Origin of the sequence: Streptomyces sp. ITFR-6, from assembly GCF_031844725.1 — a bacterium.
Classification (GTDB): domain Bacteria; phylum Actinomycetota; class Actinomycetes; order Streptomycetales; family Streptomycetaceae; genus Streptomyces.
Window position 1 is genome coordinate 6,093,852 of the sequence record NZ_CP134612.1, and the last position, 24,823, is coordinate 6,118,674.

A 24,823-nucleotide genomic window follows, 5' to 3' on the forward strand; every position below is an offset into this window, starting at 1 on the left:
CTGCGGGAACCGGTCCCAGGCGCACACAGGCACCGGGCTCCGGCTCCGTATACCTCGACGGTGCCGGCCACCGGGGTCCCGATGGCAGGAGCCGGTCACGACACGGACAGGGCATTCCGGCTTCCGCCCGGCGGGGCGGTCACGAGATGGGGTGTCCCCTGCTCGAACGGAGTCGAGAGCTTGGGGAAGGGTCAGTGCCGGATTTCCACCGGCTTCCCCCTGAACGGGCATGATGACGACTCGCCCACTCTACCGGGCGGGTACTGCGGGAGCCCTGACCGGGCGGGGGCCGTCCCCGGTCCTCAGTGGCCGGACGGCGGCTCGAAGCACCCCGTCTCCGGGTAGGGGCCATTGACCGAGACCTGGTAGTTCGTCTTCTGGGTGAACGCGGTGACGCAGGCGTCGCGACGGACGAACAGGGCCACCCGGGCGCCCTCGGGCGTGACCTCCCGGTCGGTCTCGAAGCGCGCCCTCATCGGCTCGACCCGCAGGGCCCTGCCGGACGTGCTCCCCTCGTCACCGGGGCCCTCCACCTCGTAACCCAGCTTGATCATCGCGGCCCGGACCGAGGCCGGGTCCCAGACCCCCTGCTTCCAGAGCCGTTTGAGCTCCGGCTCGATGCGGTCCGCCTCCCGCCGGGCCGCCCCGGCACTGGCCTCTGACATGTCACCGGCGATCCGGAAGCCGTTGTTCTCCCGGTAGTGCGGAGCGCCGTCACCGGCCCCCGGCTCGACGTAGGGGGAACTCAGCGAGGGGCTGGGGGTGGTGCCCCCCGTGCCCCCGGTGCTTCCGGTGTTCCCCGCGCGACCGGTCCCGCCGGACTCCCCGGCCGTCCCGCCGGTCCGGCCTGCGGCTCCTGCCGTCGTCGCGTGCTCCGTGCCGCAGCCGCCGAGTGAAAGAGCGGCGAGGACGACGAGAGCGCCCGCCGCGAGGCCCCTCCCACGCCCGGACGTGCTCGTCCTCATCAACCTCAACCTCAACCCGTTCCGCACCGCGAGCCCCTCCCACCGTCATGTCCCCCGTCCGAGGTGAGGCTCACGATAGCCACGGCGCGAAGGGAGCGAACCGTGTTCACACCGCGACGAACGTCACCGGGCCGCTCCCCGTGACCGCCTCGGCCCGCCCCAGCTTCACCAGCCGGCGCACATGCGCCTCGGCCTCCGAGACGGCGATGTTCCTCGATCCGTACGGGATCTGCTCCCAGGGGCGGTTCCACTCCATGCGCTCCGCCAGCTGCCACGGTGTGAGCGGTTCCGCCAGGAGTCCGAGGAGGCCGGTGAGGCGTTCCTCGTGGTGGTCGAGGAGTTCGCGGACGCGGCCCGCAGCGTCCGCGAAGGCGTGCTGGTGGGCGGGCAGCACCTCGGCCACCCCGAGGCGGCCGATGCGTTCCAGGGAGGCGAGGTAGTCCCCGAGCGGGTCGGTCTCCGTCGCGTCGTCCGGGTTCTCGTAGAGGCCGACGTGCGGGCTGATTCCGGGGAGCAGGTGGTCGCCGGAGAAGAGGCGGCCGCGGCCGGGCAGGTTGGCCGGGTGGTCCTCCTCCAGGTGCAGGCAGACGTGGCCCGGGGTGTGGCCCGGGGTCCAGATCGCGCGCAACTCGCGGCCCGCCAGGTCGAGGAGCTCGCCGGGCGCGATCTCGCGGTCCGGGAGCGCGGCCCGCAGACCGGGCAGGGTGCGCATCCGGCCGCCCTTCTCGCGGGCGGCCAGCAGCGGGGCGATGTGGTCCTCCGGGGCGCCGACCGTGGCCAGCTTCGCCGCGAGGTACGACAGCCAGGTGCCCGGCTCCGACTCCCGGGTGCGGCGGACGATCGCCGTGTCGGCGGCGTGCATCGCGATCCAGGCCCCGGACGCCTCGCGCACCTGGCCGGACAGGCCGTGGTGGTCGGGGTGGTGGTGGGTGATGACCACGCCGTGGATGTCGGTGATGTCGACGCCCACCGCCGTGAGCCCGGCCGTCAGGGTGGACCAGGCCTCGGGGTCGTCCCAGCCCGTGTCGATCAGCACCGGGCCCCGGTCCGTGTCCAGGACATGGACCAGGGTGTGGCCCAACGGGTTGTCAGGGATGGGGACTTCGATGCTGTGGACGCCACCACCGTGGTTCATCACCTGCGTCATGGACTCCCCATCTCCTCGCGGTCTCGGCGGCGTGCTGGTACCGGCCACGGCGCGCCGCGTCCACTGTAACGAGAACTTGTTCCAGTGGTAGCCCCGGTCGACCACCTGGTCGGGTCGTCCGGTCGTGTCCCAGCCGTGGACTCCTGGAACTGGAACTGGTATCAGTTCTGACACGCAGTCAGATGCAGGACCGGTCCAGCGAGTCAACGAGTCGGGTCACATGCCGCGTCGCGGGAGGCAGCAGCCATGAGCGAGCTTGTCGAACACGGAAGACTGTTCATCGGCGGGGAGTTGGTCGATCCGCTCGGGCGGGAAGTCATCGAGGTCATCTCCCCGCACACCGAGCAGGTCATCGGCCGGGTGCCGCATGCCGCACAGGGGGATGTGGACCGGGCCGTCGCCGCGGCCCGCCGGGCCTTCGACGAGGGGCCCTGGCCCCGGATGACACTGGACGAGCGGATCGCCGTCGTCACCCGGATCAAGGACGCGTTCGCCGCGCGGTACGAGGAGATCGCCCGGGTCATCAGCTCGGAGAACGGCACCCCGTACAGCTCCAGCGTCATGGTGCAGGCCCTCGCCGCGATGATGGTGTGGGACGCGGCGATCACCGTCGCCCGCACTTTCCCCTACGAGGAGCGCCGGGACGGGGCGCTCGGGCCGTTGCTGGTGCGCCGTGAGCCGATCGGGGTGGTCGCGGCCGTCGTGCCGTGGAACGTGCCGCAGTTCACCGCCGCCGCAAAACTCGCGCCCGCGCTGCTCGCCGGGTGCTCGGCCGTCCTCAAGGTGTCGCCCGAATCGCCGCTGGACGCCTACATCCTGGCGGAGATCGTCGCGGAGGCCGGGCTGCCCGAGGGCGTGCTGTCGATCCTGCCGGCCGACCGCGAGGTCAGCGAGTACCTGGTCGGGCACCCCTGCGTCGACAAGATCTCGTTCACCGGTTCCGTCGCCGCCGGACGGCGCGTCATGGAGGTCGCCTCGCGCAATCTCACCCGTGTCACCCTGGAGCTGGGCGGGAAGTCCGCCGCCGTGGTCCTCCCCGACGCCGATCTGGAGACCGCCGTCGCGGGCATCGTGCCCTTCGCCTGGATGATCAACGGGCAGGCCTGCGTGGCCCAGACCCGGATCCTGGTCCCGCGTTCCCGGTACGAGGAGACGGCAGAGGCGTTCGCCGCCGCGGCCGGCGCGCTCAAGGTCGGCGACCCGCTCGACCCGGCCACCGAACTCGGCCCGCTCGTCGCGCGCCGCCAGCAGCAGCGCTCCCTCGACTACATCCGGATCGGCCAGGAGGAAGGCGCCAAGATCCTCACCGGCGGCGGGCGTCCGGCCTCGCAGGAGCGCGGCTGGTACGTGGAGCCGACGCTCTTCGGGGACGTCGACAACTCCATGCGCGTCGCCCGCGAGGAGATCTTCGGCCCGGTCATCTGCCTGCTGCCGTACGGCGACGAGGACGAGGCGGTGAAGATCGCCAACGACTCCGAGTACGGGCTCAGCGGCAGCGTCTGGACCGCCGACACCGAACGCGGCATCGACATCGCCCGCCGGGTCAGGACCGGCACGTACAGCGTGAACACCTTCAGTCTCGACATGCTCGGGCCGTTCGGCGGCTACAAGAACTCCGGCGTGGGAAGGGAGTTCGGGCCCGAGGGGTACGGGGAGTACTTCGAGCACAAGATGATCCATCTGCCCGCCGGGTACGGGGGAGCGTCCTGATGGGGGACCGCTGGAGCGTCGAGGTCGACCGGAGCGTGTGCATCGGCTCCGGGATGTGCGTCAACCACGCACCGGACGGCTTCCGGCTGGACTCCGCCCGGCAGTCGCATCCCGTGGACCCGGAGACCGACGCCAACGAGCGGGTGCTCGCCGCGGCCGAGGGATGCCCGGTCGAGGCGATCACGGTCGCCCTGGCCGACACCGGGGAAGTGGTGTTCCCGCCGGAGGAATGAGCCGTTCCGCAGGGCCCAGGGGTGTGGCCTGCCACACCCCTGGTGGATGGCGGACCGCAGTGACCCGGCGGGGGGCGCCGCGACAGAGTCACCAGCATGTCCACAACGACACCAACCACCACTGCGCCCGGCCCGTCCCGCACCGCGGGTGTCCCGGTCCGGGCGGCCACGGTGCTCGCCGCTCTCGCGGCGGCTCTCGTCCTCGCCTTCGTACTCGCCCCCGGACCGGTGGCCGGGAGCCTGTCGGGCGGTGGCTACGGCAGCCGGCGCGAGCTCCAAGGCCGCCTCTCCGCCTCGTTCGTCGACTACTGGGCGGCCGGTGAGCGGAGCTTTCCCCCGGGGCTGCGCGGCCTCGTCGACCACTGGTCCCGCTACCACCTGGTCAAGGCCGTGACCGCGGCGCTCCTGCTGGCCGTGCTCGTCGCGCTCGGCGTGCTGCTCCGGAAGGCGTACCTGCGGGCCGGCGGGCTCACCGCGGGGAGGCGGGCCGCTCTCGCGTCCGCCGGGGCGGCCGTCGCGGCGCTCGGGCTGTTCGCGCTGGCGATGGTCATGGCGAACGTCCAGGGGGCGGTGGCGCCCTTCTCCTCGCTGATGTCGATGCTGCCGCTCCACGCGCCTCACGGAGTCCCGGCCGGCACGCTCGACGAGATCAGACGGCAACTGGCCGCCTACCCGGACGGCGGCCGGACCCCGCCTCCCGTCGAGGTGATGGTCAGCGACTTCGGGCGGTACCACGCCGTGCTCGCGGTGGCCGCGACGGCGGTGGCGCTCTCCGCCGCCGCGATCAGCGCGGTGTCGTGGCGGAGGTTCGCCGGGGCGGCGGCGTCCGACCGGCGGACCAGGCGCGTGCACCGGTCGTCCGGACTGCTCTGGGCCCTGCTGACGGCGGCCGTCGCCGTGATCGCCGCGGCGAACACTGCCACCACCGCGGACCCCGCCCCGGCGCTCCTGGCCTTCTTCGAGGGCGGCTGGTGAAAGGCTCCCTCAGGCGCCGAGCCCTCAGGCGCCGAGCCCTCAGGCGCCGAGCAGCCCTCAGGCGCCGAGCAGCCCTCAGGCGTTGAGATGGGCCAGGACGGCGAGCACCCGGCGGTGCCGGGTGTCGTCGGGCGGCAGGCCGAGCTTCGCGAAGACATTGCCGATGTGCTTCTCCACCGCCTTGCCGGAGAGCATCAGGCGCCGGGCGATGGCCGTATTGGAATGGCCCTCGGCCATCAGCGCCAGCAACTGCCGTTCCCGCGCGGTCAGTTTCTCCAGCGGGTCGTCCCGGCGCTGCCGGGCCAGCAGTTGGGCGACGACCTGCGGGTCGAGCACCGTCGCGCCACCGGCGACCCGGACCAGTGCGTCCAGGAACTCCTCGATCCTGGCGACCCGGTCCTTGAGCAGATAGCCGACCGCGCCCGCCCCGTCCGCGAGCAGATCGGCGGCGTAGGACACCTCCACGTACTGGCTGAGCACCAGCACGGGGGCGCCGGGCAGCCGGCTGCGGGCGGTGGCCGCCGCCCGCAGCCCCTCGTCCGTGTGCGTCGGCGGCATCCGCACATCGACCACCGACACGTCCGGGCGGTACGTCAGCACCGCCTCGACCAGGGCGGGGCCGTCGCCGACCGCCGCCACCACCTCGTGACCGTCCTCCGAGAGCAGCCGCACCAGCCCCTCGCGCAGGAGCACCGCGTCATCGGCGACGACGATCCGCAGCGGCTCGCGCGGCGCGGGGACCACCGGTGCTCCCGGCGCAGCGCCGTCCCGGTTCAGTGGCATGGGAGCTCCGCAGTGACCGTCGTCGGGCCGCCCTCCGGACTGTCCACCGTCAGCCGGCCGCCGACCGCCCGCGCCCGGTCGGCCAGACCCAGCAGCCCGTGTCCCTCGGCCGGTGCGGCCCCGCCCACCCCGTCGTCCGTCACCCGGACCCGCAGGACGCCCCCGGTGCGGCGCAGCCCGACCGTGCACCGGCGGGCCCGGCTGTGCTTGGCCACGTTCGTCAGGGCCTCGGCGACCACGAAGTACGCGGCCGTCTCGATGCCGGGCTCCAGCCGGCCGCTCAGCGCGGGGGCGTCGAGCTCGGCGGGCACGACGCTGCGCGCGGCCAGGGCGCGCAGCGCCTCCCTGAGCCCCCGGTCGGTGAGGACCGGCGGGGCGATGCCCCGTGACAGCGCCCGCAGTTCGTCCAGCGCCTCCTGGGTCCGCAGGACCGCGTCCGCGAGCGCGGCCCTGACCAGTTCCGGCCTGCGGTCGAAGTGGTGCTGGGCACGGCCCAGTTCCATCGCCGGCCGGACCAGCTGCTGCTGGGGCCCGTCGTGGATGTCCCGCTCCAGCCGCCGCAGCGCGGCGGTCTCCGCCGTCACCGCCGCGACGGCCTGCGCGCGGGCGGTGTCGCGCTCCTGCTCCAGTCCGCTGATCCTGCGGTGCAGCGCCGACATGTTCGAAAGGAGCGCCTGTCCGAGCCCGGACTGTACGGCGGTGCACGCCCGGGTCACGAGCGGCAGGGACGACAGCATCAGCACGCCGACCGAGAGGGCGAACGCGATCCGCCCGGACGGTGACGTCAGGCCCAGGCTCAGCGCGACATGGGACCGGTCGCTGCCCGCGTACAGGGTCATGGGCCGCAGCGAGCCGGGCGCGACCTCGTTGCGCAGGGGGTACGTGACGGTCGCGACCCCCACGAACCACCACAGCGCCGTCACCGCCGAGGTGACCAGGACGACGGGGAGCACCAGCACCGCGTGCGCCACGTCGAGCCACAGCTCCGGGTCTGCGGCGCCGTCCGTCCCCTTCGACCTCGGCCGCCGGCCCGCGCCGCCCGCCCCGCCGGCCCGCGCCGCCCGCCCCGCCGGCCCGCGCCGCCGGCCCGCGCCGCCCGCCCCGCCGGCCCGCGCCGCCGGCCCGCGCCGCCCGCCCCGCCGGTCCGGGCGCGCACCGCGCCGATCCGCCACCACTCCAGGTCGCCGGGCCACCGGGCCACGGCCAGGGCTCGGGCCGCGACGGGCGACCCGCTCGGCACCAGAGAGCCGGCCGTTGCGGCACACAGGCCGCCGGCCACGAGCAGCAGACCGGCGGCCGCGCTCAGCGGCGCGGTGAGGAGGTACAGGGATTCCACGAGCGTGCGACGCCCGGCGCGGACAGCGGGACCGACACCGGGCCGCCACCGGCCGACGGCCATGGAGGGCAGCGACTCAGCCATGTCCTCAAGCTTGATCGCGCGCGCCGACGGCACTCCGGCCCGACGGCCGGCACGGAACAGGGCACAGGCCGGGCCGGGCCGCTCAGCGGGGCGGGTCCGGTGATGTCACGTCGATCAGCCGGCACACCGTCTCGATGTCTATCTTCACCTGCGCGATCGACGCCCGGCCGGACAGCCAGGTGATCAGCGCCGAGTGCCAGGTGTGCTCGATCACCCGGACGGCCGAGAGCTGCTCCGGCGTCGGGTGCTCAAGCCCCATCGCGTCCAGGATGATCGCCGTGGTGAGCCGCGAGACGGTGTCCACCTCCGGGCTCACGCTGCGGTCCGCGAAGGTCAGCGCGCGCACCATCGCGTCCGCCAGATGCGGTTCCCGCTGCATCGCGCGGAAGGCCCGCATCAGGGTGTCGGCGACCCGGTCCGCCGCGTCGGCCCCGGCGGGGGGACGTTTGCGCAGGGTGCCGTGCATGTGCTGGAGCTGGTCCTGCATGGTGGCGACCAGCAGGTGGACCTTGGACGGGAAGTAGCGGTACAGGGTGCCCAGGGCGACCCCGGCGGCCTCCGCCACCTCGCGCATCTGGACCGCCTCGAAACCGCCCCTGCTGGCGAGCTGCGCACTGGCGTGCAGGATGCGGCGGCGGCGGGCCTCCTGGCGTTCTGTCAGGGGCGGTGATGCCGGTCTGGCTTCCGCTGTCATGTGTCCCATCCCCGTGGCTTCTGTCCGCGACCGCGAGGACGCGAGGGCCGGTCCGGCGGCGCACAGCATGCCAGGGTGTGTGCCGTGGCGCGAATCACCTGATCCGGCCGTTGCACCGTCGCTACCTGCCGGTAGATTCGTAGCTCATTGAACGATCCGGTCTATAACTTGTTCTAGATTAGCGTGAGCGGTTACGCTCCGGCGAACACGCAGTGAGAAGGGGGCCGAGTGTGACCGCTGAGGCCATAGAGTCGGGCCCCCGTACGGGCGTCGGTACGTCGGACACGGAGGCAGGTTCCGAAGGCGACCGGCCGCTGCGCATCGCACTCCTCACCTACAAGGGCAACCCCTTCTGCGGCGGCCAGGGCGTCTACGTACGCCACCTCGCCCGCGAACTCGCCCGGCTCGGCCACAGCGTCGAGGTCATCGGCGCCCAGCCCTACCCGGTGCTCGACGAGGGCGTCCCGCTCACCGAACTGCCGAGCCTGGACCTCTACCGGCAGCCGGACCCCTTCCGCACCCCGAAGCGCGGCGAGTACCGGGACTGGATCGACGCCGCCGAGGTCGCCACCATGTGGACCGGCGGATTCCCCGAGCCGCTCACCTTCAGCCTGCGGGCCAGACGCCATCTCGCCGCCAGGCGGGGCGAGTTCGACGTCATCCACGACAACCAGACGCTCGGTTACGGGCTCCTCCCGGACCTCGGCGCCCCCCTCGTCACCACCATCCACCACCCCATCACCGTCGACCGGCAGCTCGACCTGGCCGCCGCGCCGAACCGCCGCCGCCGCGCCTCCGTCCGCCGCTGGTACGCCTTCACCCGGATGCAGAAGCGGGTGGCGCGCCGGCTGCCGTCCGTGCTCACCGTCTCGGGCTCGTCCAAGCAGGAGATCGTCGAGCACCTCGGGGTGGACCCCGGCCGCGTCCACGTCGTGCACATCGGCGCCGACACGGAGCTGTGGTCGCCCGACCCCGCCGTCGCAGAGGTCGAGGGCCGCATCGTCACCACCTCCAGCGCCGACGTCCCCCTCAAGGGCCTCGTCCACCTGGTCGAGGCGCTCGCCAAGCTCCGTACCGAGAACCCCGCGGCGCACCTCGTGGTCGTCGGCCGCCGGGCCGAGGACGGGCCGGTCGCGCAGGCCGTCGAGCGGCACGGGCTCGGGGACGCCGTCGAGTTCGTCAAGGGCATCAGCGACGCCGAACTCGTCGACCTGGTGCGCGGCGCCCAGATCGCCTGCGTCCCCTCGCTGTACGAGGGCTTTTCGCTGCCCGCCGCCGAGGCCATGGCCACCGGCACCCCGCTCGTCGCGACGACCGGCGGAGCGATCCCCGAGGTCGCGGGCCCGGACGGCGAGACCTGTCTGGCCGTGCCGCCCGCCGACGCCGGGGCGCTGGCCGACGCGCTGGGCCGGCTGCTCCGCGACCCCGCGCTGCGCGAGCGGCTCGGGGCGGCGGGCCGCGCCCGGGTCCTCGCCCGGTTCACCTGGAAGCAGGCGGCGATCGGTACCGCCGCGCTCTACCGGGAGGCCATCGCCGCCCGTGCCGCCACCCGGCCCGACGGCCGCCGCTGACTCCGTACCGCCCCCGGACGCCCCGGCGTCCCGCCCCCTTCGAACCCCGACCGCGAAAGCAGGCATTCGTGCTGACCGTGGATTTCACCCGCTTCCCGCTCGCCGCAGGTGACCGAGTGCTCGACCTGGGCTGCGGCGCCGGACGCCACGCCTTCGAGTGCTATCGGCGCGGCGCCCAGGTGGTGGCTCTCGACCGGAACGGCGAGGAGATCCGCGAGGTCGCGAAGTGGTTCGCCGCGATGAAGGAGGAGGGGGAGGCCCCCGAGGGCGCCACCGCCACCGCGATGGAGGGCGACGCGCTCAACCTGCCGTTCCCCGACGAGTCCTTCGACGTCGTGATCATCTCCGAGGTGATGGAGCACATCCCCGACGACAAGGGCGTGCTCGCCGAGATGGTCCGGGTGCTCAGGCCCGGCGGCCGGATCGCCGTCACGGTGCCGCGCTACGGCCCCGAGAAGATCTGCTGGACGCTCTCCGACGCCTACCACGAGGTCGAGGGCGGCCACATCCGCATCTACAAGGCAGAGGAGCTGCTCGCCCGGATGCGCGGCGCCGGCCTCAAGCCGTACGGCACCCACCACGCGCACGCGCTGCACTCGCCCTACTGGTGGCTGAAGTGCGCCTTCGGCGTCGACAACGACAAGGCGCTGCCGGTACGGGCGTACCACAAGCTGCTCGTCTGGGACATCATGAAGAAGCCGATGGCGACCCGGGTCGCGGAGCAGCTGCTCAACCCGGTCGTCGGCAAGAGCTTCGTCGCCTACGCGACCAAGCCGCACCTGCCCGCCGCCGAGGCCACCGGCGCCACGGCGAAGACCGGCGACTCCGTCAGGTCCGAGGCGTGACACTTCCCGAGCGGACCGAACACCTCGTACTGCCCGGAGTGCTCACCGCCACGCAGGCCACCGAGACCGTCGCCGCGCTGCTCGCCGTGCAACGCGAGGACGGCGCGCTGCCCTGGTTCCGGGGCCACCACCTCGACCCGTGGGACCACACGGAGGCCGCCATGGCGCTGGACGCCGCGGGCGAGCACGAGGCCGCGGAACGCGCCTACGAGTGGCTGGCCCGCCACCAGAACAGCGACGGCTCCTGGTACGCCGCCTACCACGACGGCGACCCGCAGCGGCCGACCGACCGGGGTCTGGAGACCAACTTCTGCGCGTACGTGGCCGTCGGCGTCTGGCACCACTACCTGGCCACCGGCGACGACGCGTTCGTCGACCGGATGTGGCCGACCGTCTTCGCCGCCGTCGAGTTCGTGCTGAGGCTCCAGCAGCCCGGCGGCCAGATCGGCTGGAAGCAGGAGGCCGACGGCACCCCGGTGACGGACGCGCTGCTGACCGGCTGCTCCTCCATCCACCAGGCACTGCGCTGCGCGCTCGCCATCGCGGAACGCCGCGAGGAGCCGCAGCCCGACTGGGAGCTGGCCACCGGCGCGCTCGCCCACGCGATCCGCAGCCACCCGGAACGCTTCCTGGACAAGAGCCACTACTCGATGGACTGGTACTACCCGGTCCTCGGCGGCGCGCTCGAAGGACCGGCGGCCACCCGGCGCATCGAGGAGGGCTGGGACCGCTTCGTCGTCCCGGACCTCGGGGTGCGCTGCGTGCTGCCCAACCCCTGGGTGACGGGCGGCGAGAGCTGCGAACTGGCCCTGGCGCTCTGGGTGATGGGCGAGTCCGACCGGGCCCTGGAGATCCTCCAGTCGATCCAGCACCTGCGGGCCGGGGACGGGATGTACTGGACGGGGTACGTCTTCGAGGGCAACCGGGCCTTCTGGCCGGAGGAGCGCACCGCCTGGACCGCCGGTTCGCTGCTGCTGGCGGTGGCCGCGCTCGGTGGGGACGAGGCGACCACCGCGGTCTTCAGCGGGGAGCGGCTGCCGAAGGGGCTGGAGCCGGACTGCTGCGGCTGAGCGGCAGGCGGCCTCAGCGGCGGATGCGGCCCGCGACGGCGTGCCCGATGAACAGGTACACGACGGCCGCGAGGCCGTAACCGGCGACGACGTCGGCCCACGCCTTGTCGAACGTGAACAGGTCGTACGACCACCCGGCGAGCCAGCGTGCGCTGTGCCGCACGAACTCGACCAGGTCGTTGCCCCGGTTCGCGTCGAGCAGGTACATCAGGATCCAGAGGATGATGATGAAAGCCATGATGTCCGCCGCCACGGCTATGACACGTGCTGCGGTGCTGCTTCCGTTGCCTCTTGAGTACGACATGGACTGCGGATTGCCGCTTTCGGTTGAGTGAAACCCGGACGGCTTACCCCGGTGGCGGGCCGCCCGGCCCGCCACCAGCCTTGCAGGGGAGTGCCGGGCCCCGGCACCTGCTGTGATGTGCCCGGCCAGGGAGGCCCGCCGTGCCCCGTACCGTTCCGCTCCGCCGTCTGCTCATGGCGCTGCTGCTGTCCTGCGCCGTACTGATGGGCACCACCGCGTGCGGCGACGACGACGGCGACAGCGGGACGAGCAGCAGTTCGGCGTCACCCACCGGGACCTCGTCGGCCGAGGCGCAGAAGTTCGCCAAGACGCGGTTCGTCGCCAACGCCGGGCTGGCCGCGGGCGCCACCTACCAGTGGGTCGTCAAGCCGTACCGGGCCGGCAAGTTCAAGAAGGGCGCCGACGGGCGCACCTTCGCGCTCGTCAAGGCCGGGCTCGCGGGCGGCTTCGCCTACAACCGGCTCAAGGCCGCCACCGAGAACGCCAAGGGCGACCCGCTCCTCTCGAAGGCCGTCGCACCGCTGACCGCGGGCATCGCCTCGCTCAAGGGCATGGCCACCAAGCTCCGCAAGGGCGAGGCGGGAGCGGGCGACATCGGCGCCTTCGAGAGCGTCATCAGCTCCATCAAGGACGCCGGCAAGAGCGCGGGCGCCGAGGTGAAGGACAAGGTCCCGTCCACCTCGCAGCTCGGCGGATAACTCCTGGGGCGGCTGCCCCGACTGCACTTAGGCTGCGGTCGTGACCCCTCTCACCCATGAGCGCTACTGCGACGAAATCGTCTTGAGGACCGACGCGTTGAGGTCCGCGGTGGCCGATGGCGACCTCGACGCGACGGTACCGACCTGCCCCGAATGGACGCTGCGCGATCTCGCCGTCCACGTCGGCGGCGCCCACCGCTGGGTCGGAGAGATCGTGCGCACCCGGGCCACGGAGGAGGTCCCGAACGAGCGGGTGCCGCACTTCACGCCGGACGGCGACGGCCCCGACGTGCTGGACGCCTGGCTGGCAGAGGGGGCGGCGCGGACCGCCGGAGCGCTGCGGGAGGCGGGGCCGGAGCTGCCGGTCTGGTCCTGGTCCTGGGACCGCAGCGCCGGATTCTGGGCCCGGCGCATGGCGATCGAGACCGTCGTCCACCAGGCGGACGCGGCACTGGCCGCGAAGGTGCCCTACGCGATGGCGCCGGACCTGGCGGCGGACACCATCGACGAGTGGCTGGACAGCGTCGCCTTCGCCGTGGGCTCCGGATACGACCCGCAGGCGGCGGAGCTGCGCGGCGGCGGGCGCTCCATCCATCTGCACGCCACCGACGTTCCCGGTGCCGAATGGCTGATCGAGTTCGGCGAGGACGGCTTCACCTGGCGCCGCGCGCACGAGAAGGCGACCGTGGCCCTGCGGGGACCGCTGACCGACGTGATGCTGGTCTTCAACCGCCGGCTGGCCCCGGACAGCGACCGGGTCGAGGTCCTGGGAGACGCGGAGCTGCTGGACTTCTGGCTGGCGCGGTCGTCCTTCGGCTGACGGCCGGTGTGCGGGGCGGGCGCCGCTGCGCCAAGCTGGAACGGCAGCCCGTCCCCGTCCGGCGAGGAGGTTCCGATGGACCCGGTCAGGGCCCTGGAGCGGATCGCCTTCCTGCTGGAACGCGGCGGGGCCGGCACCTACCGCGTACAGGCCTTCCGCACGGCCGCCCGCACCGTCGCCGCCATGGGCGAGGGGGAGGCCGTCCAGCGGGTGACGAACGGCACGCTGGAGCGGGTCAAGGGCATCGGCCCCAGGACCGCGCAGGTCATCCGGGAGGCGGTCGCCGGGGAGGTGCCCGGCTATCTGGAGGGGCTGGAGACCGAGGCCGGGGAGCACGGGTCGCTCGCGGAGGGCGGCGAGCGGCTGCGCGGGCTGCTGCGCGGCGACTGCCATCTGCACTCCGACTGGTCGGACGGCGGCAGCCCGATCGAGGAGATGGGCCGTACGGCGGCGGAGCTCGGCCACGACTGGGCGGTGCTCACCGACCACTCGCCCCGGCTGACGGTGGCCAACGGGCTCTCGCCGGAGCGGCTGCGGGAACAGCTCGACGTCGTGGCCGAACTCAACGAGCGCTGGGCGCCGTTCCGGCTGCTCACCGGCATCGAGTGCGATATCAACCTGGACGGCACCCTCGACCAGGAGGACGAACTGCTGGACCGGCTGGATCTGGTGGTCGTCTCCGTCCACTCCAAGCTGCGGATGGACCCCGGACCGATGACCCGGCGCCTCCTCGCCGCCGTCCGTCACCCCCGGGCGAACGTCCTCGGGCACTGCACCGGCCGGCTGCTCACCGGCCGGGGCCGCCCGGAGTCGCGGTTCGACGGGGAGGAGGTCTTCGCCGCCTGCGCGGAGGCGGGCACGGCGGTGGAGATCAACTGCAGACCCGAGCGGCTCGACCCGCCCAGGCGGCTGCTGCGCCAAGCCGTCGAGGCGGGCACCCTGTTCGCCGTCGACACCGACGCGCACGCGCCAGGACAGCTGGACTGGCAGGCCTACGGCTGCGCCCGCGCGGAGGAGTGCGGCGTCCCGGCGGAGCGCACAATCACGACGTGGACGGCGGACGAACTGCTGGCCTGGACGGGCGGGGGCCGGGCCCCGGCCGGTGCGCGGGCGGAATCCTGAGCCGGCTGGGGAGCGGAAGGTTCACGCGCGCGGCAGCACGCCCAGGAGTGCTGAGGTGAACGAGACCCGCAGCGCGTCACGCAGTTCCAGGTTGAGCACGCCGAGGGCAGGCTCGTCCGCGTAGGCGGCGAGGACGCTGGGTGGCGGCGGGACGTACGCCGACAGGGCGCCCGCCGAGATCAGGCACATCAGGCAGAACGACTGCGCGCCGTCGCCGAGTTCGGGCACGTGGCGGCTCACGAGCCCGGTCATGTCCGTGAGCCGGGTGAGGGCGGAACGCTTGTGCCGCTTGATCACTTCGACCGAGACGTTGTGTTCGAGGACGCCGCCCTGCGCGCCGAAGAGGTCGCACAGCACGGTGCGGTCTGCCAGTGACCGGCTGAGGACCTCGGCCAGCTGGTCCGCCCGCACCTCCGGTGCCGCGTCCGCCTCGACGCCGGCGGTCAGTTCGTCCGCCAGGTCGACGAGCCAGCTCCCCAGGAAGTCGTCCAGCAGTTCGAGCAGCACCGCCTCGCGCGACTCGAAGTAGCGCAGGACATTCGACTTGGCCAGGCCCACCCGTCGGCTGAGCTCGTTGAGGCTCACCTCGGCCACGGGCATCTCGGCCAGCATCGCCCCCGCCGTGTCCAGGATCGCCCGGCGGCGGATCTCCCGCTGCTCCTCGCTTCGTGCCCGTTGGAATGCCACACCTCCAGGCTAGCTTAGAGACCGCCGGTTCCTTGACAAGGGACCGGCGGTCTCTTAAGTTCGACCGCGTAACAGACCGACGGTTCTTTAGGGGTGCGTCATGAGCGGCAACTGGACCCAGCAGTACATACCCGATCAGCACGGACGGGTGGCGATCGTGACCGGCGCCAACACCGGGCTGGGCTTCGAGACCGCCCGGATGCTCGCGGAGCGCGGCGCGGCGGTGGTCCTGGCGGTCCGCGACGTCGAGAAGGGCGAGCGGGCGGCCGCGCGCATGACCGGCGACGTCACCGTGCAGGCCCTGGACCTGACCTCCCTGGAATCGGTCCGGTCCGCGGCGGCCGACCTGCGCGCCGCGCACCCGCGCATCGACCTGCTGATCAACAACGCGGGCGTGATGTACACCCCGAAGCAGACCACCGCCGACGGCTTCGAGCTGCAGTTCGGCACCAACCACCTCGGCCACTTCGCCCTGACCGGCCTGCTGCTCGACCGGCTCCTGCCCGTCCCCGGCTCCCGCGTCGTCACGGTCAGCAGCACCGGCCACCGCATCCGGGCCGCCATCCACTTCGACGACCTGCAGTGGGAGCGCTCGTACAGCCGAATCGCCGCCTACGGCCAGGCCAAACTCGCCAACCTGATGTTCACGTACGAACTGCAGCGCCGGCTCGCGCCGCACGGCACGACAGTCGCGGTGGCCGCCCACCCCGGCGTGTCCAACACCGAGCTCGTCCGCAACACACCCGCCGCGCTTCGCCTGCCCGTCACCTGGCTCGCACCGCTGCTCACGCAGAAGGCCGAGATGGGCGCCCTGCCCACCCTGCGCGCCGCCACCGACCCGGCCGTCAGCGGTGGCCAGTACTACGGCCCCGGCAACCGGGGGCAGATCCGCGGCTGTCCGAAGCTGGTCACCTCCAGCCCCGGCTCCCACGACCGGGCCGTCCAGCAGCGCCTGTGGACCGTCTCCGAGGAGCTCACCGGGGTGACCTTCCCGGTGCCGGCCCTCCGGCGGGCGGACCTCTGAGGCCGCAACCGGAGTGAGCGGGGTGCCGCCCCGCCATGGGCGGTCCTCGGACGCCGATGCCGCGTAAGGGAGTTGCTTCCCTGCCGGGCTGGTGCGGACGTTGCCGGTGAGAAAGCATGGGCATGCGCGGTACGGGGGTCATCCGCGCAGCCGATGTGCGATATGAAGAGGGCCGATGACTGACGAGCAAGGCATCCGGACGCCGGTGGACGGAATCGACACGGGCACGCCGCATTCGGCGCGGGTGTGGAACTACTGGCTGGGCGGCAAGGACAACTACGACGTGGACCGCCGGCTCGGCGCGACGATGGAGGAGCTGTACCCGCAGATCATCGACATAGCGCGCGCCTCCCGGGCGTTCCAGGCGCGTGCGGTGCGCTATCTGGCGAGGGAGGCGGGGATACGGCAGTTCCTCGATCTCGGCACCGGTCTGCCGACGGCGAACGCGACGCACGAGATCGCCCAGGGCGTCGAGCCGACGGCACGCATCGTGTACGTCGACAACGACCCGATCGTCCTGGCTCACGCACGTGCCCTGCTGACCAGCAGGCCCGAAGGGGCGACGGACTACGTGCACGCGGACCTGACCGACGCGAAGACGGTGCTGCGCGAGGCCGCCCGGACACTCGACCTCGACCAGCCGGTGGCCGTGATGCTGCTCTCGACGCTGGGGCACGTCGCGGACTCGGGCGAGGCGGCGGCGCTGCTCCGCAGCTACCTGGACGAGCTGCCCGCCGGCAGCTGTCTGATGCAGTGCGACACCATCGGAACGCCGGAGAGCGAGGCCGCATCCGAGGAGTACGCCACTGGCGGCGCCATGCCGTATATCTCGCGCCCCAAGGAGATCATGGCGACCTTCGCGGACGGACTCGATCTGGTGGAGCCCGGCTTCGGCTCGATCAGCCTGTGGCGCCCCGAGGAGCCTCTCGTCGGTGAGCCGGTCGACCAGTGGGGATTCGTGGCCGCGAAGCGGTAGCGGCGCTCACTGGTTGAGCTCCGCAAGGACCCGCAGGGTGTGCGGGTCCGGCGCGGTCACCAGCAGGTCGGTGACCGGCCCCTCGCGCCACAACTCCAGCCGCTCCGCGATCCGTTCGCGCGGGCCGATCAGCGAGATCTCGTCCGCGAACGCGTCCGGGACCGCCAGCACGGCCTCCTGCTTGCGGCCCTCCATGAAGAGCCGCTGAATCCGCCGGGCCTCTTCGGCGTACCCCATCCGCGCCATCAGGTCCGCGTGGAAGTTGCGGGCGGCGGCGCCCATGCCGCCGATGTAGAAGCCGAGCATCGCCTTCACCGGGAGCAGCCCTTCCGCGACGTCGTCACAGACCTGCGCACGGGCCAGCGGCGCGATCATGAACCCGTCGCGCAGGCCGGTGAGCGAGGTCTCGTACACATCGGGGCGCAGCGGCGACCAGTACAGGGGGAGCCAGCCGTCCGCGATCCGGGTGGTCTGCGCGATGTTCTTCGGCCCCTCCGCGCCGAGCAGCACCGGGAGGTCCGCCCGCAGCGGGTGGGTGATCGGCTTCAGCGGTTTGCCGAGCCCGGTGGCGTCAGGCCCGTTGTACGGGTGGGAGTGGAACCGGCCGTCCAGTGCGACCGGTGCCTCGCGGGCGAGCACCTGGCGCACCACGTCGACGTATTCGCGGGTCGCGGTGAGCGGGCTGCGGGGGAACGGCCGCCCGTACCAGCCCTCGACGACCTGCGGTCCGGAGAGTCCGAGGCCGAGCATCATCCGGCCGCCGGAGAGGTGGTCGAGGGTCAGCGCGTGCATGGCGGTCGCGGTCGGGGTGCGGGCCGCCATCTGCGCGATGGCGGTGCCCAGCCGGATGCGGGAGGTGCGGGCGGCGATCCAGGTCAGCGGGGTGAAGGCGTCGGAGCCCCACGCCTCCGACGTCCACACCGAGGTGTAGCCCAGGTTCTCGGCCTCGCGGGCGAGGTCCAGCTGGGCCGGGTCCGGGCCGCGGCCCCAGTATCCGAGAGCGAGTCCGAGCCGCATTTCGCTGCCTCCCAGTATCCCCAACGACCTGACGACGCATCAGATATAGCCGGAGGGTACGACAGCGGCCCCCCGCCCGGAAGGGGCAAGGGGCCGCTGTCGTTGGTGCTGTGCGCCGGGTGTCAGCCGCGCTGGATGCCCGTGGTGTCCTGGAGCACGCCGCGACGGCCGTCCTGGGTCTGGGCGATGAGGGCGGCACCGCGCTGCTCGACCGCGAGGTACCAGGTGCCCGGTGCCAGTTCGGCGATCGGGGCCGGCGAACCGTCCTCGCCGTACAGCGGACGGGCCACCGGAACCGCGAACCAGAACGGGGTGAAGTCACCGGCCGGAGCGGCGTCGGCCGCCGGGGCCTGCTGGGCCGGCGCGGCCGCCTGCTGCGGCTCGGGCTGACCGGGCTGGCCGGGCTGCTGGGCACCGTACGGCTGCGGCTGGCCCGGCTGCTGACCACCGAAGGACGGCTGCTGCGCGCCCGGGTAACCGTAACCCTGGCCGGGCTGCGGGTGACCGCCGTACGGCGGGTGCACGGCATGCGGCTCCGGGGCGCCCGCGAGCGGGGCCTTGAGCGCCGGAACCAGCGGGGACGCGACAGCGGCACCCGCCAGCACCAGGGAGGCGATCATGCCGAGAATCAGACCGGCGCCGGCGTCGAACGAACCGAGGTCGAGGACCGTCCAGAGGAGGTGCCAGGCGGTGATGACCGTGGCGGCCACGCCGAACGCGGCCAGGTCCAGTCCGAGGACCTTGCGCGGCTGGGGCTGCGAGCGGGAGAGCACGATCAGTGCCGCGCCGGCCACCCCGACCAGGTAGACGCCGATCGCGATGCCCAGCCAATCCCAGGCACTCGGCGCGTCGATGCTGGAGTTCCCATAGGAGTAGTAGTCGAGGAAAGAGGCGATGAACAGCACGACCGCTGCTCCGATCACCACGCCATCGCCTCGAGTGAGGGAGCGGATATTCACGTGAAGGTCCTTAGTCGGTCGTCTTTTCGGGGCGGTCGTCGCTGCCACCGGTACGGCGGGCATCGCGCGAAGCTCGGGGGCGGCTCCCCATCGTACGGATGAATCTATCGTCTGCCCGGTCGGGTTGTGCCCCCTGTCCGGACGTTGGCCGGGCATCCCCCTGAATTCATCGCAGAACCACCCCTTACTACCCGTTGAGGTAGCTGCTGATGCCGTCGGCGATGCCCTGGGCCGCCTTCTGGCGCCAACTCGCGCTGGTGAGCAGGGCCGCGTCCTTCGGATCACGCATATTGCCGCATTCGATGAAGACTTTGGGCACGCTGGACAAATTCAGTCCGCCCAGATCCTTGCGGGTGTCCAGTCCGGTATTGCCGCCGATGTAATTGGAAGGCGCACTTCCGGTAGCCCGGACGAAGAGTCCGGCGATACGCGTACCGAGATCGCGCGAAGGGCCGACGATCTTCGAGGTGTCCGCGCCGCCGCCGCGCACCGATGCGGGAAGGATCACATGGAAGCCCCGGTTGCCGGCCGCCGATCCGTCCGCGTGGACCGAGACGACCGCGTCGGCCCCGGCCTTGTTGCCGATCCGGGCCCGTTCGTCCACGCACGGGCCGAACGGCCGGTCGTTGTCGTGACTCAGCACCACCTTCGCGCCCTGCGCCTTCAGCAGCGTGCGCATCCGGTGCGCCACGTCGAGGGTGAACTCGGCTTCCGCGTAACCACCGTTGGTGGAGGTGCCGGTGGTGTCGCACTCCTTGTGCGTGGTGCCGATGCTGACCTGGCGGGCGATCTCGGCGGTGTGCAGGTGGTTGCGCGGGTTGTGCCCGGGGTCGATCACGACCGTCTTCCCCGACAGCGGCCCTGACGGGGCGCCCGGCGCCGACGTGGAGGGGGCGGGCTTCCGCCCGGTGGGGGACGCCGGGCCGCCGCGCGCCGGAGAGGGGGAGGCCGGGGCCGGTGAGGAGGCCGTCGCGGAGGACGGCGAGGCGGCTTCGGGGCCCGGCCTCGCCTGCGCGGTGTCACCGCCGCCGCAGCCGGTGGCGCTCAGACACAGCACGGTCAGCGTCGCGGCGGCGAACAGGGCAGGGCGGCGCGGGGTGGGGGGAACGCTCTTGTCGTCACGCACCCGGCGATGCTATCCGGCGCCCCGCCCGGCGCCCGGAGGCCTCAGGACCGGCACTGACGGCTGTCAGATCCCGGGCCCGGTGCGCCGCAGGACCCGCAGCGAGTCCGTGACCGAGATCTCGGTGAACGCCCCGGAGGCCAGCGCCCGCAGATAGATCCGGTACGGGGCCTGCCCGCCGTGCGCCGGATCCGGGAACACGTCGTGGATCACCAGCAGCCCGCCCTCGGCGACGTGCGGGGCCCAGCCCTCGTAGTCGCCGTTCGCGTGCTCGTCGGTGTGGCCGCCGTCGATGAAGACCAGGCCGAGCGGACCGCCCCAGACGGCCGCGACCTGCGGGGAGCGGCCCACCAGCGCCACCACGTGCTCCTCCAGACCGGCCGCGTGCAGCGTCCGGCGGAAGGTGGGCAGCGTGTCCATCCGGCCGACCTCCGGATCCACCACGGTCGGGTCGTGGTACTCCCAGCCGGGCTGCTGCTCCTCGCTGCCCCGGTGGTGGTCGACGGTGAGGGCCGTGGACCCCGCGGCGCGGGCGGCGTCCGCGAGCAGGATGGTGGAGCGCCCGCAGTACGTGCCCACCTCCAGCAGCGGCAGCCCGAGCGCGGCGGCCTCCGCGGCGGCCGCGTACAGGGCCAGCCCCTCCACCACCGGCATGAAGCCCTTGGCGGCCTGGAACGCGGCGAGAATCTCCGGCTTGGGCTCGGCGGCCACGGGCTTCCTCCAGTTGGGGCGGGATACGGGGACGGGGCAGGTCAACGGCGCCCCATCGTGCCGTACGCCCGGCCCGGAGGTGCGCGCGGGGTCCGTCCGGCCGCGGGGGTGTGCGGCGCCCCCGCGGTAGCGGTGACCGGCCACCGTGCCCGTGACCGGGATGTCCAGGGAGTTGGGGCGCGGCATGAAGTAGAAGTCGGACAGCACCTTGGACGAGACGGCCTTCGCGCCGGTCGTCGTGTCCGTGACGTCGACCGTGTAGTGGTGGACCATCTGGTCGTCCTTCGCCTGCGCGACCCGCAGCGCCGTGCCGCCCCCGGCGCCGCGTACCGCAGTCAGGGGCTTGCGGGTGGTGAACTTCGGGGCCACCGTGTTGCGCCGGTCCGAGGTGTAGCGGAAGTTGTCCTTGATCTGCTGGTTCGTGCGGCCCTTCAGCCGTACCGTCCAGCCGGGACCGCTCAGCGTGCCGGCGCTCGCGTACGGCGGCTGCCAGCTCGCCGACCACTGGCCGCCGGTGTAGATGTCGTGCTTGTCGGCGGCCATGTTGATCCGGTCGATCTCGGTGCGGTCCTTGTGGACCTCGACGAACAGCGCCTGCGCGGTGGGCGCCTCGAAGCGGTCCGCGAGACCGTTCTCGGTGACCATCCGGTAGCCGTGGTCGACCTCCACGTACGACATCGAACCGTCGTTGACGGAGGTGAAGTCGCCCTGGTACATGGACCGGTCGTCGTTGGTGTTGAGGTGTGAGTGGCCGGAGAAGAGGATCGCCTGCGGGAAGGCGCTCAGGTCCGCCGCCAGCCCCGGGTTGGCGGCCTGCTGGCCGTCCATCGTGGTGCCCGTCGTCGGCCGGTGGCCCTGGACCAGGACCGGCTTGCGGGAGGCTCCCGGGGCGGTGGTGAGCGCGGCCAGCCGGCTCTTCAGCCAGGCGCGCTGCGCGGCGTCGCCGTCGTATGTGTCGGTGTTCACCGTGTGCAGGTGGACGCCCTTGACGTCCGACTCGTAGTAGCCGCCGCCGGAGTCGGGGAACCAGGCCTTCGGATAGCCGGCCCGGATCGTGGCGAGGCTGTCGTCGTGGTTGCCGTTGGACAGCAGCACCTTCGTGCCGGTCATGCCCTTGCGCTTCAGGTTCGACTGGAAGATGTCGGAGACGATGCGGTGGTCGGGGCCCTTGCCGTCGCCGTTGTCGTTGATCATGTCGCCGTTCGACAGGATCGCGTCCGGGTGCGGGAGTGTTCAATGAACGGCGGATCCGATGGTCAAGGAGACGCCAGATGAGCGATGCCACCATCGAGCAGAGAGCGGGCGGCGAGCCGGGGGTTGCGGAGGCCGCGTCGGCGAGCGATGAGCAGTTGGTCGCGATGCTCGTGAGCCGGGCCCGTTCGGAAGGACTGCAGCTGACTGGGGAGGGCGGGCTGCTTCAGCAGCTGACCAAGCGGGTCCTGGAGTCCGCGCTGGAGGGCGAGATCACCGATCACCTCGGTTACGAGAAGCACGATGCCGAAGGCCGGGGCAGTGGTAACAGCAGGAACGGGAGCCGGGCGAAGACGGTGCTGACCGACGTCGGTCCGGTCGAGGTGAAGGTCCCCCGGGACGTGACCGGCACGTTCGAGCCAGCCATTGTCAAGAAGCGGCAGCGGCGCCTGACCGGGGTGGACGAGATGGTGCTGTCGCTGTCGGCGAAGGGGCTCACGCACGGTGAGATCTCCGCGCACCTGGCCGAGGTCTATGGCGCGAGCGTGTCCAAGGCGACCATCTCTACCATCACCGACAGCGTGATGGACGGGATGGCGGAATGGGCCAGCCGCCCGCTGGACCGCGTCTATCCGGTCCTGTTCGTGGACGCCATCAACGTCAAGATCAGGGACGGGCACGTCGCCAATCGCCCGGTCTACGTCGTCATGGCCGTGACCGCCGAGGGCCACCGCGACACCTTGGGGATCTGGGCCGGTGACGGCGGCGAGGGCGCGAAGTACTGGCTGAGCGTGTTCACGGACCTGAAGAACCGGGGCCTGGAAGACGTCCTGATGCTGGTCTGCGACGGGTTGAAGGGCCTGCCCGAAGCGGTGGAAGCCGTCTGGCCCCGGACAATTGTCCAGACTTGCGTAGTTCATCTCCTGAGGAACAGCTTCCGCCACGCGGCCCGCCAGGACTGGGACAAGATCGCCAAGGCGCTCCGGCCCGTCCACACGGCCCCGAACGAAGCGGCGGCCACCGAGCGGTTCAGCGAGTTCCAGGAAACCTGGGGCAAGAAGTACCCGGCGGTCATCCGGCTCCGGGAGAACGCCTGGGCCGAGTTCGTCCCCTTCCTCTCCTTCGACGTCGAGATCCGCAAGGTCATCTGCTCGGCCAACGCGATCGAGAGCGTGAACGCGCGGACCCGCAAGGCCGTTCGGGCCCGCGGGCACCTCCCCAACGAGGCCGCGGCTATGAAGTGCATCTACATGGCGCTCATGTCCCTGGACCCGACCGGCAAGGGCCGCAAGCGCTGGACCATGCGCTGGAAGGCGCCCCTGAACGCCTTCCAGATCGCCTTCGAAGGCCGGCTCACCCCGGCTGCCTACTGACCCCAACAACACTGGATCAGCCGTTTACTGGACACTCCCTAGCCACGACCAGTGGGCGCTCGCCCGGCGCTGCCAGGCAGCCCACATCCGGTCTCTGGAAGCCGGGATCAAGACACTCAAGCACCGGCTGTCCCTCTCGATCGGGGCGAAGGGCACGAAGCGTGCGCCGGGTGGCTACCTGTCCAAGAGCGAGTGGTTCCGCAAATCGCGCCGCCTCCGAGCCCTGGAGGCCCGGCACGCTGCTGCGGTTGCGGACTGGCGGGCGGGACGGGTGCGTGTCGTGCGAGGCGGCAAACGGCTGTTCAACACCCGCCATCACCTCGCCGAGGCCTGGCTCACCGAGGATCAGTGGCGGGAGCGGTGGGAGGCGGAGCGCTGGTTCCTGTCAGCGAACGGTGAGTCGGGGAAGCGGTACGGGAACGAGACGATCCGCGTCACCCCGGCCGGTGAGGTCAGCATCAAGCTCCCGGCCCCGCTTGCTCACCTGGCCAATGCCAAGCACGGGCGCTACACCCTCACCGGCTCGGTGGCGTTCGCGCACCGTGGTGTGGAGTGGGCCGGCCGCATCGAAGCGAACGGGGCTGTTGCCTACCGGATCCACTACGACACCGCCCGGGGCCGCTGGTATCCGACCGCGTCCTGGCAACGCCCGGTTGTGCAGACCGTCCCGCTGGAGGCGGCCAGGGCCGGGGGTGTGATCGGTGTCGACACCAACGCCGATCACTTCGCCGCCTACCTGCTCGACCCGCACGGTAACCCTGTCGGGGAGCCCCGTCGTTTCGGCTACGACCTGACCGGCACCGCACCACACCGTGACGCGCAACTCCGCCACGCCCTCACCCAGCTCCTGCACTGGGCCAGACAGACAAACGTCACCGCGATTGCGGTCGAGGACCTTGACTTCAGCGCGGACAAGACGAGGGAGAAGCACGGCCGCCGGAAACGCTTCCGGCAGCTGATCTCCGGCATCCCTACCGGGAATCTCAAAGCGCGGCTGGTCTCCATGGCCGCCGAGTATGGCCTGGCGATCGTCGCGGTCGACCCGGCCTATACCTCGATGTGGGGTGGTCAGCACTGGCAGAAACCGCTGACCACTCCCCGTCGCAGAATGTCCCGTCACGATGCCGCCGGTATCGCGATCGGGCGACGCGCCCTCGGACACCCGATCCGGCGTCGGACGACACCGCCCCCACAGCACCGGAGTGATGCTGTGGGGCATCGGACCGTCCAGGTCGAACCAGGTACACGAAGGCGTGAGGGAACCCGCCCACCCGCAACGGACCCCGCCCCTGGAGACGTGCCACCGAGCGGGACGAGAAAGCGGCAACCCAGCGCACCCAAAACCGTTCGGGATGCGCCCAGAACGCACGAGTGGGTCCAGGACTCACTCGTGCAAACTGGCTAT

Annotated in this window: 23 protein-coding genes and 1 pseudogene; 13 read left to right on the plus strand and 11 right to left on the minus strand. The window is 71.9% G+C overall.

Annotated features, from left to right (window positions below; genetic code table 11):
• Positions 1-302: 302 nt before the first annotated feature.
• Together RLT59_RS27815 and RLT59_RS27820 are read right to left on the minus strand one after the other, a co-directional pair.
• Positions 303-965, minus strand: a complete 663-nt coding sequence (locus tag RLT59_RS27815; RefSeq protein WP_311305916.1) for a hypothetical protein — start codon at positions 963-965, stop codon at positions 303-305.
• A 106-nt stretch (positions 966-1,071) separates the two neighbouring features.
• The gene (locus RLT59_RS27820) at positions 1,072-2,112 is read right to left on the minus strand and encodes a Strvi_7410 family MBL fold metallo-hydrolase (RefSeq protein WP_311305917.1); all 1,041 of its coding nucleotides are present in this window, start codon (positions 2,110-2,112) and stop codon (positions 1,072-1,074) included.
• Positions 2,113-2,358: 246 nt separating this feature from the next.
• Between RLT59_RS27820 and RLT59_RS27825 the strand changes: the two genes are divergently transcribed.
• The 3 genes from RLT59_RS27825 (at position 2,359) to RLT59_RS27835 (ending at position 5,030) form a co-directional block, all read left to right on the plus strand.
• Positions 2,359-3,822, plus strand: a complete 1,464-nt coding sequence (locus RLT59_RS27825) for an aldehyde dehydrogenase (protein ID WP_311305918.1) — start codon at positions 2,359-2,361, stop codon at positions 3,820-3,822.
• Positions 3,822-4,055: a ferredoxin gene (locus tag RLT59_RS27830; RefSeq protein WP_073735817.1), complete on the plus strand. Its 234-nt coding sequence runs from the start codon at positions 3,822-3,824 to the stop codon at positions 4,053-4,055. Before RLT59_RS27825 ends, RLT59_RS27830 begins: the two co-directional genes overlap by 1 nt.
• A 96-nt stretch (positions 4,056-4,151) precedes the next feature.
• Positions 4,152-5,030 carry a hypothetical protein gene (locus tag RLT59_RS27835; protein ID WP_311305919.1) on the plus strand — a complete coding sequence of 293 codons (879 nt, stop codon included), beginning with the start codon at positions 4,152-4,154 and terminating at the stop codon, positions 5,028-5,030.
• A 75-nt stretch (positions 5,031-5,105) separates the two neighbouring features.
• Here the strand turns inward: RLT59_RS27835 and RLT59_RS27840 are convergent, their stop codons facing one another.
• The 3 genes from RLT59_RS27840 to RLT59_RS27850 all read right to left on the minus strand — a co-directional run bounded on the left by RLT59_RS27840 (position 5,106) and on the right by RLT59_RS27850 (position 7,927).
• Positions 5,106-5,750: a response regulator transcription factor gene (locus RLT59_RS27840; protein ID WP_311307884.1), complete on the minus strand. Its 645-nt coding sequence runs from the start codon at positions 5,748-5,750 to the stop codon at positions 5,106-5,108.
• Between the two features lie 53 nt (positions 5,751-5,803).
• Positions 5,804-6,985: a sensor histidine kinase gene (locus RLT59_RS27845; protein WP_311305920.1), complete on the minus strand. Its 1,182-nt coding sequence runs from the start codon at positions 6,983-6,985 to the stop codon at positions 5,804-5,806.
• 330 nt (positions 6,986-7,315) lie between these two features.
• Complete coding sequence (locus tag RLT59_RS27850) at positions 7,316-7,927, minus strand: TetR family transcriptional regulator (RefSeq protein WP_311305921.1); 612 nt, start codon at positions 7,925-7,927, stop codon at positions 7,316-7,318.
• A gap of 230 nt (positions 7,928-8,157) precedes the next feature.
• Here RLT59_RS27850 and RLT59_RS27855 point away from each other — a divergent pair, with 230 nt between their 5' ends.
• The 3 genes from RLT59_RS27855 (at position 8,158) to RLT59_RS27865 (ending at position 11,413) form a co-directional block, all read left to right on the plus strand.
• Positions 8,158-9,498, plus strand: coding sequence for a glycosyltransferase family 4 protein (locus RLT59_RS27855; RefSeq protein WP_311305922.1), 1,341 nt, complete (start codon positions 8,158-8,160; stop codon positions 9,496-9,498).
• Positions 9,499-9,566: 68 nt separating this feature from the next.
• A complete protein-coding gene (locus RLT59_RS27860; RefSeq protein ID WP_311305923.1) occupies positions 9,567-10,343 on the plus strand; it encodes a class I SAM-dependent methyltransferase in 777 nt (258 codons plus the stop codon).
• Complete coding sequence (locus tag RLT59_RS27865; protein ID WP_311305924.1) at positions 10,340-11,413, plus strand: prenyltransferase; 1,074 nt, start codon at positions 10,340-10,342, stop codon at positions 11,411-11,413. Before RLT59_RS27860 ends, RLT59_RS27865 begins: the two co-directional genes overlap by 4 nt.
• Before the next feature lie 13 nt (positions 11,414-11,426).
• On the opposite strand, the gene RLT59_RS27870 is transcribed toward RLT59_RS27865, so the two are convergent.
• A complete protein-coding gene (locus RLT59_RS27870; RefSeq protein ID WP_311305925.1) occupies positions 11,427-11,717 on the minus strand; it encodes a hypothetical protein in 291 nt (96 codons plus the stop codon).
• 140 nt (positions 11,718-11,857) lie between these two features.
• On the opposite strand from RLT59_RS27870, the gene RLT59_RS27875 reads away from it, so the two are divergent.
• The 3 genes from RLT59_RS27875 to RLT59_RS27885 all read left to right on the plus strand — a co-directional run bounded on the left by RLT59_RS27875 (position 11,858) and on the right by RLT59_RS27885 (position 14,357).
• Positions 11,858-12,415 (plus strand): hypothetical protein, encoded by a 558-nt coding sequence (locus RLT59_RS27875; RefSeq protein WP_311305926.1) that lies wholly within the window; start codon positions 11,858-11,860, stop codon positions 12,413-12,415.
• Positions 12,416-12,455: 40 nt separating this feature from the next.
• Positions 12,456-13,235, plus strand: a complete 780-nt coding sequence (locus tag RLT59_RS27880) for a maleylpyruvate isomerase family mycothiol-dependent enzyme (protein WP_311305927.1) — start codon at positions 12,456-12,458, stop codon at positions 13,233-13,235.
• Between the two features lie 75 nt (positions 13,236-13,310).
• On the plus strand, positions 13,311-14,357 hold the full coding sequence (locus RLT59_RS27885) for a PHP domain-containing protein (RefSeq protein ID WP_311305928.1): 1,047 nt from the start codon (positions 13,311-13,313) through the stop codon (positions 14,355-14,357).
• A gap of 21 nt (positions 14,358-14,378) precedes the next feature.
• Here RLT59_RS27885 and RLT59_RS27890 read toward each other — a convergent pair whose 3' ends face one another.
• On the minus strand, positions 14,379-15,044 hold the full coding sequence (locus RLT59_RS27890) for a TetR/AcrR family transcriptional regulator (RefSeq protein WP_311305929.1): 666 nt from the start codon (positions 15,042-15,044) through the stop codon (positions 14,379-14,381).
• Positions 15,045-15,144: 100 nt separating this feature from the next.
• Between RLT59_RS27890 and RLT59_RS27895 the strand changes: the two genes are divergently transcribed.
• Both RLT59_RS27895 and RLT59_RS27900 read left to right on the plus strand, forming a co-directional pair.
• Positions 15,145-16,068, plus strand: a complete 924-nt coding sequence (locus tag RLT59_RS27895; RefSeq protein ID WP_311305930.1) for an SDR family NAD(P)-dependent oxidoreductase — start codon at positions 15,145-15,147, stop codon at positions 16,066-16,068.
• Positions 16,069-16,243: 175 nt separating this feature from the next.
• Entirely contained in the window at positions 16,244-17,044 is an 801-nt protein-coding gene (locus RLT59_RS27900; protein ID WP_311305932.1) for an SAM-dependent methyltransferase, read from the plus strand.
• Between the two features lie 6 nt (positions 17,045-17,050).
• Here the strand turns inward: RLT59_RS27900 and RLT59_RS27905 are convergent, their stop codons facing one another.
• From RLT59_RS27905 to RLT59_RS27920, 4 genes are all read right to left on the minus strand, one after another.
• Positions 17,051-18,061, minus strand: a complete 1,011-nt coding sequence (locus tag RLT59_RS27905; RefSeq protein WP_311305933.1) for an LLM class F420-dependent oxidoreductase — start codon at positions 18,059-18,061, stop codon at positions 17,051-17,053.
• 122 nt (positions 18,062-18,183) lie between these two features.
• Positions 18,184-18,987, minus strand: a complete 804-nt coding sequence (locus RLT59_RS27910; protein ID WP_311305934.1) for a DUF5336 domain-containing protein — start codon at positions 18,985-18,987, stop codon at positions 18,184-18,186.
• 220 nt (positions 18,988-19,207) lie between these two features.
• Positions 19,208-20,146 (minus strand): N-acetylmuramoyl-L-alanine amidase, encoded by a 939-nt coding sequence (locus RLT59_RS27915; protein WP_311305935.1) that lies wholly within the window; start codon positions 20,144-20,146, stop codon positions 19,208-19,210.
• Positions 20,147-20,209: 63 nt separating this feature from the next.
• Positions 20,210-20,797 (minus strand): class I SAM-dependent methyltransferase, encoded by a 588-nt coding sequence (locus RLT59_RS27920; RefSeq protein WP_311307885.1) that lies wholly within the window; start codon positions 20,795-20,797, stop codon positions 20,210-20,212.
• 1,415 nt (positions 20,798-22,212) lie between these two features.
• On the opposite strand from RLT59_RS27920, the gene RLT59_RS27930 reads away from it, so the two are divergent.
• On the plus strand, positions 22,213-23,418 hold the full coding sequence (locus RLT59_RS27930) for an IS256 family transposase (RefSeq protein ID WP_311307886.1): 1,206 nt from the start codon (positions 22,213-22,215) through the stop codon (positions 23,416-23,418).
• 31 nt (positions 23,419-23,449) lie between these two features.
• Positions 23,450-24,817: pseudogene (locus RLT59_RS27935) on the plus strand (IS200/IS605 family accessory protein TnpB-related protein); the annotation flags it as partial.
• Positions 24,818-24,823: the final 6 nt, after the last annotated feature.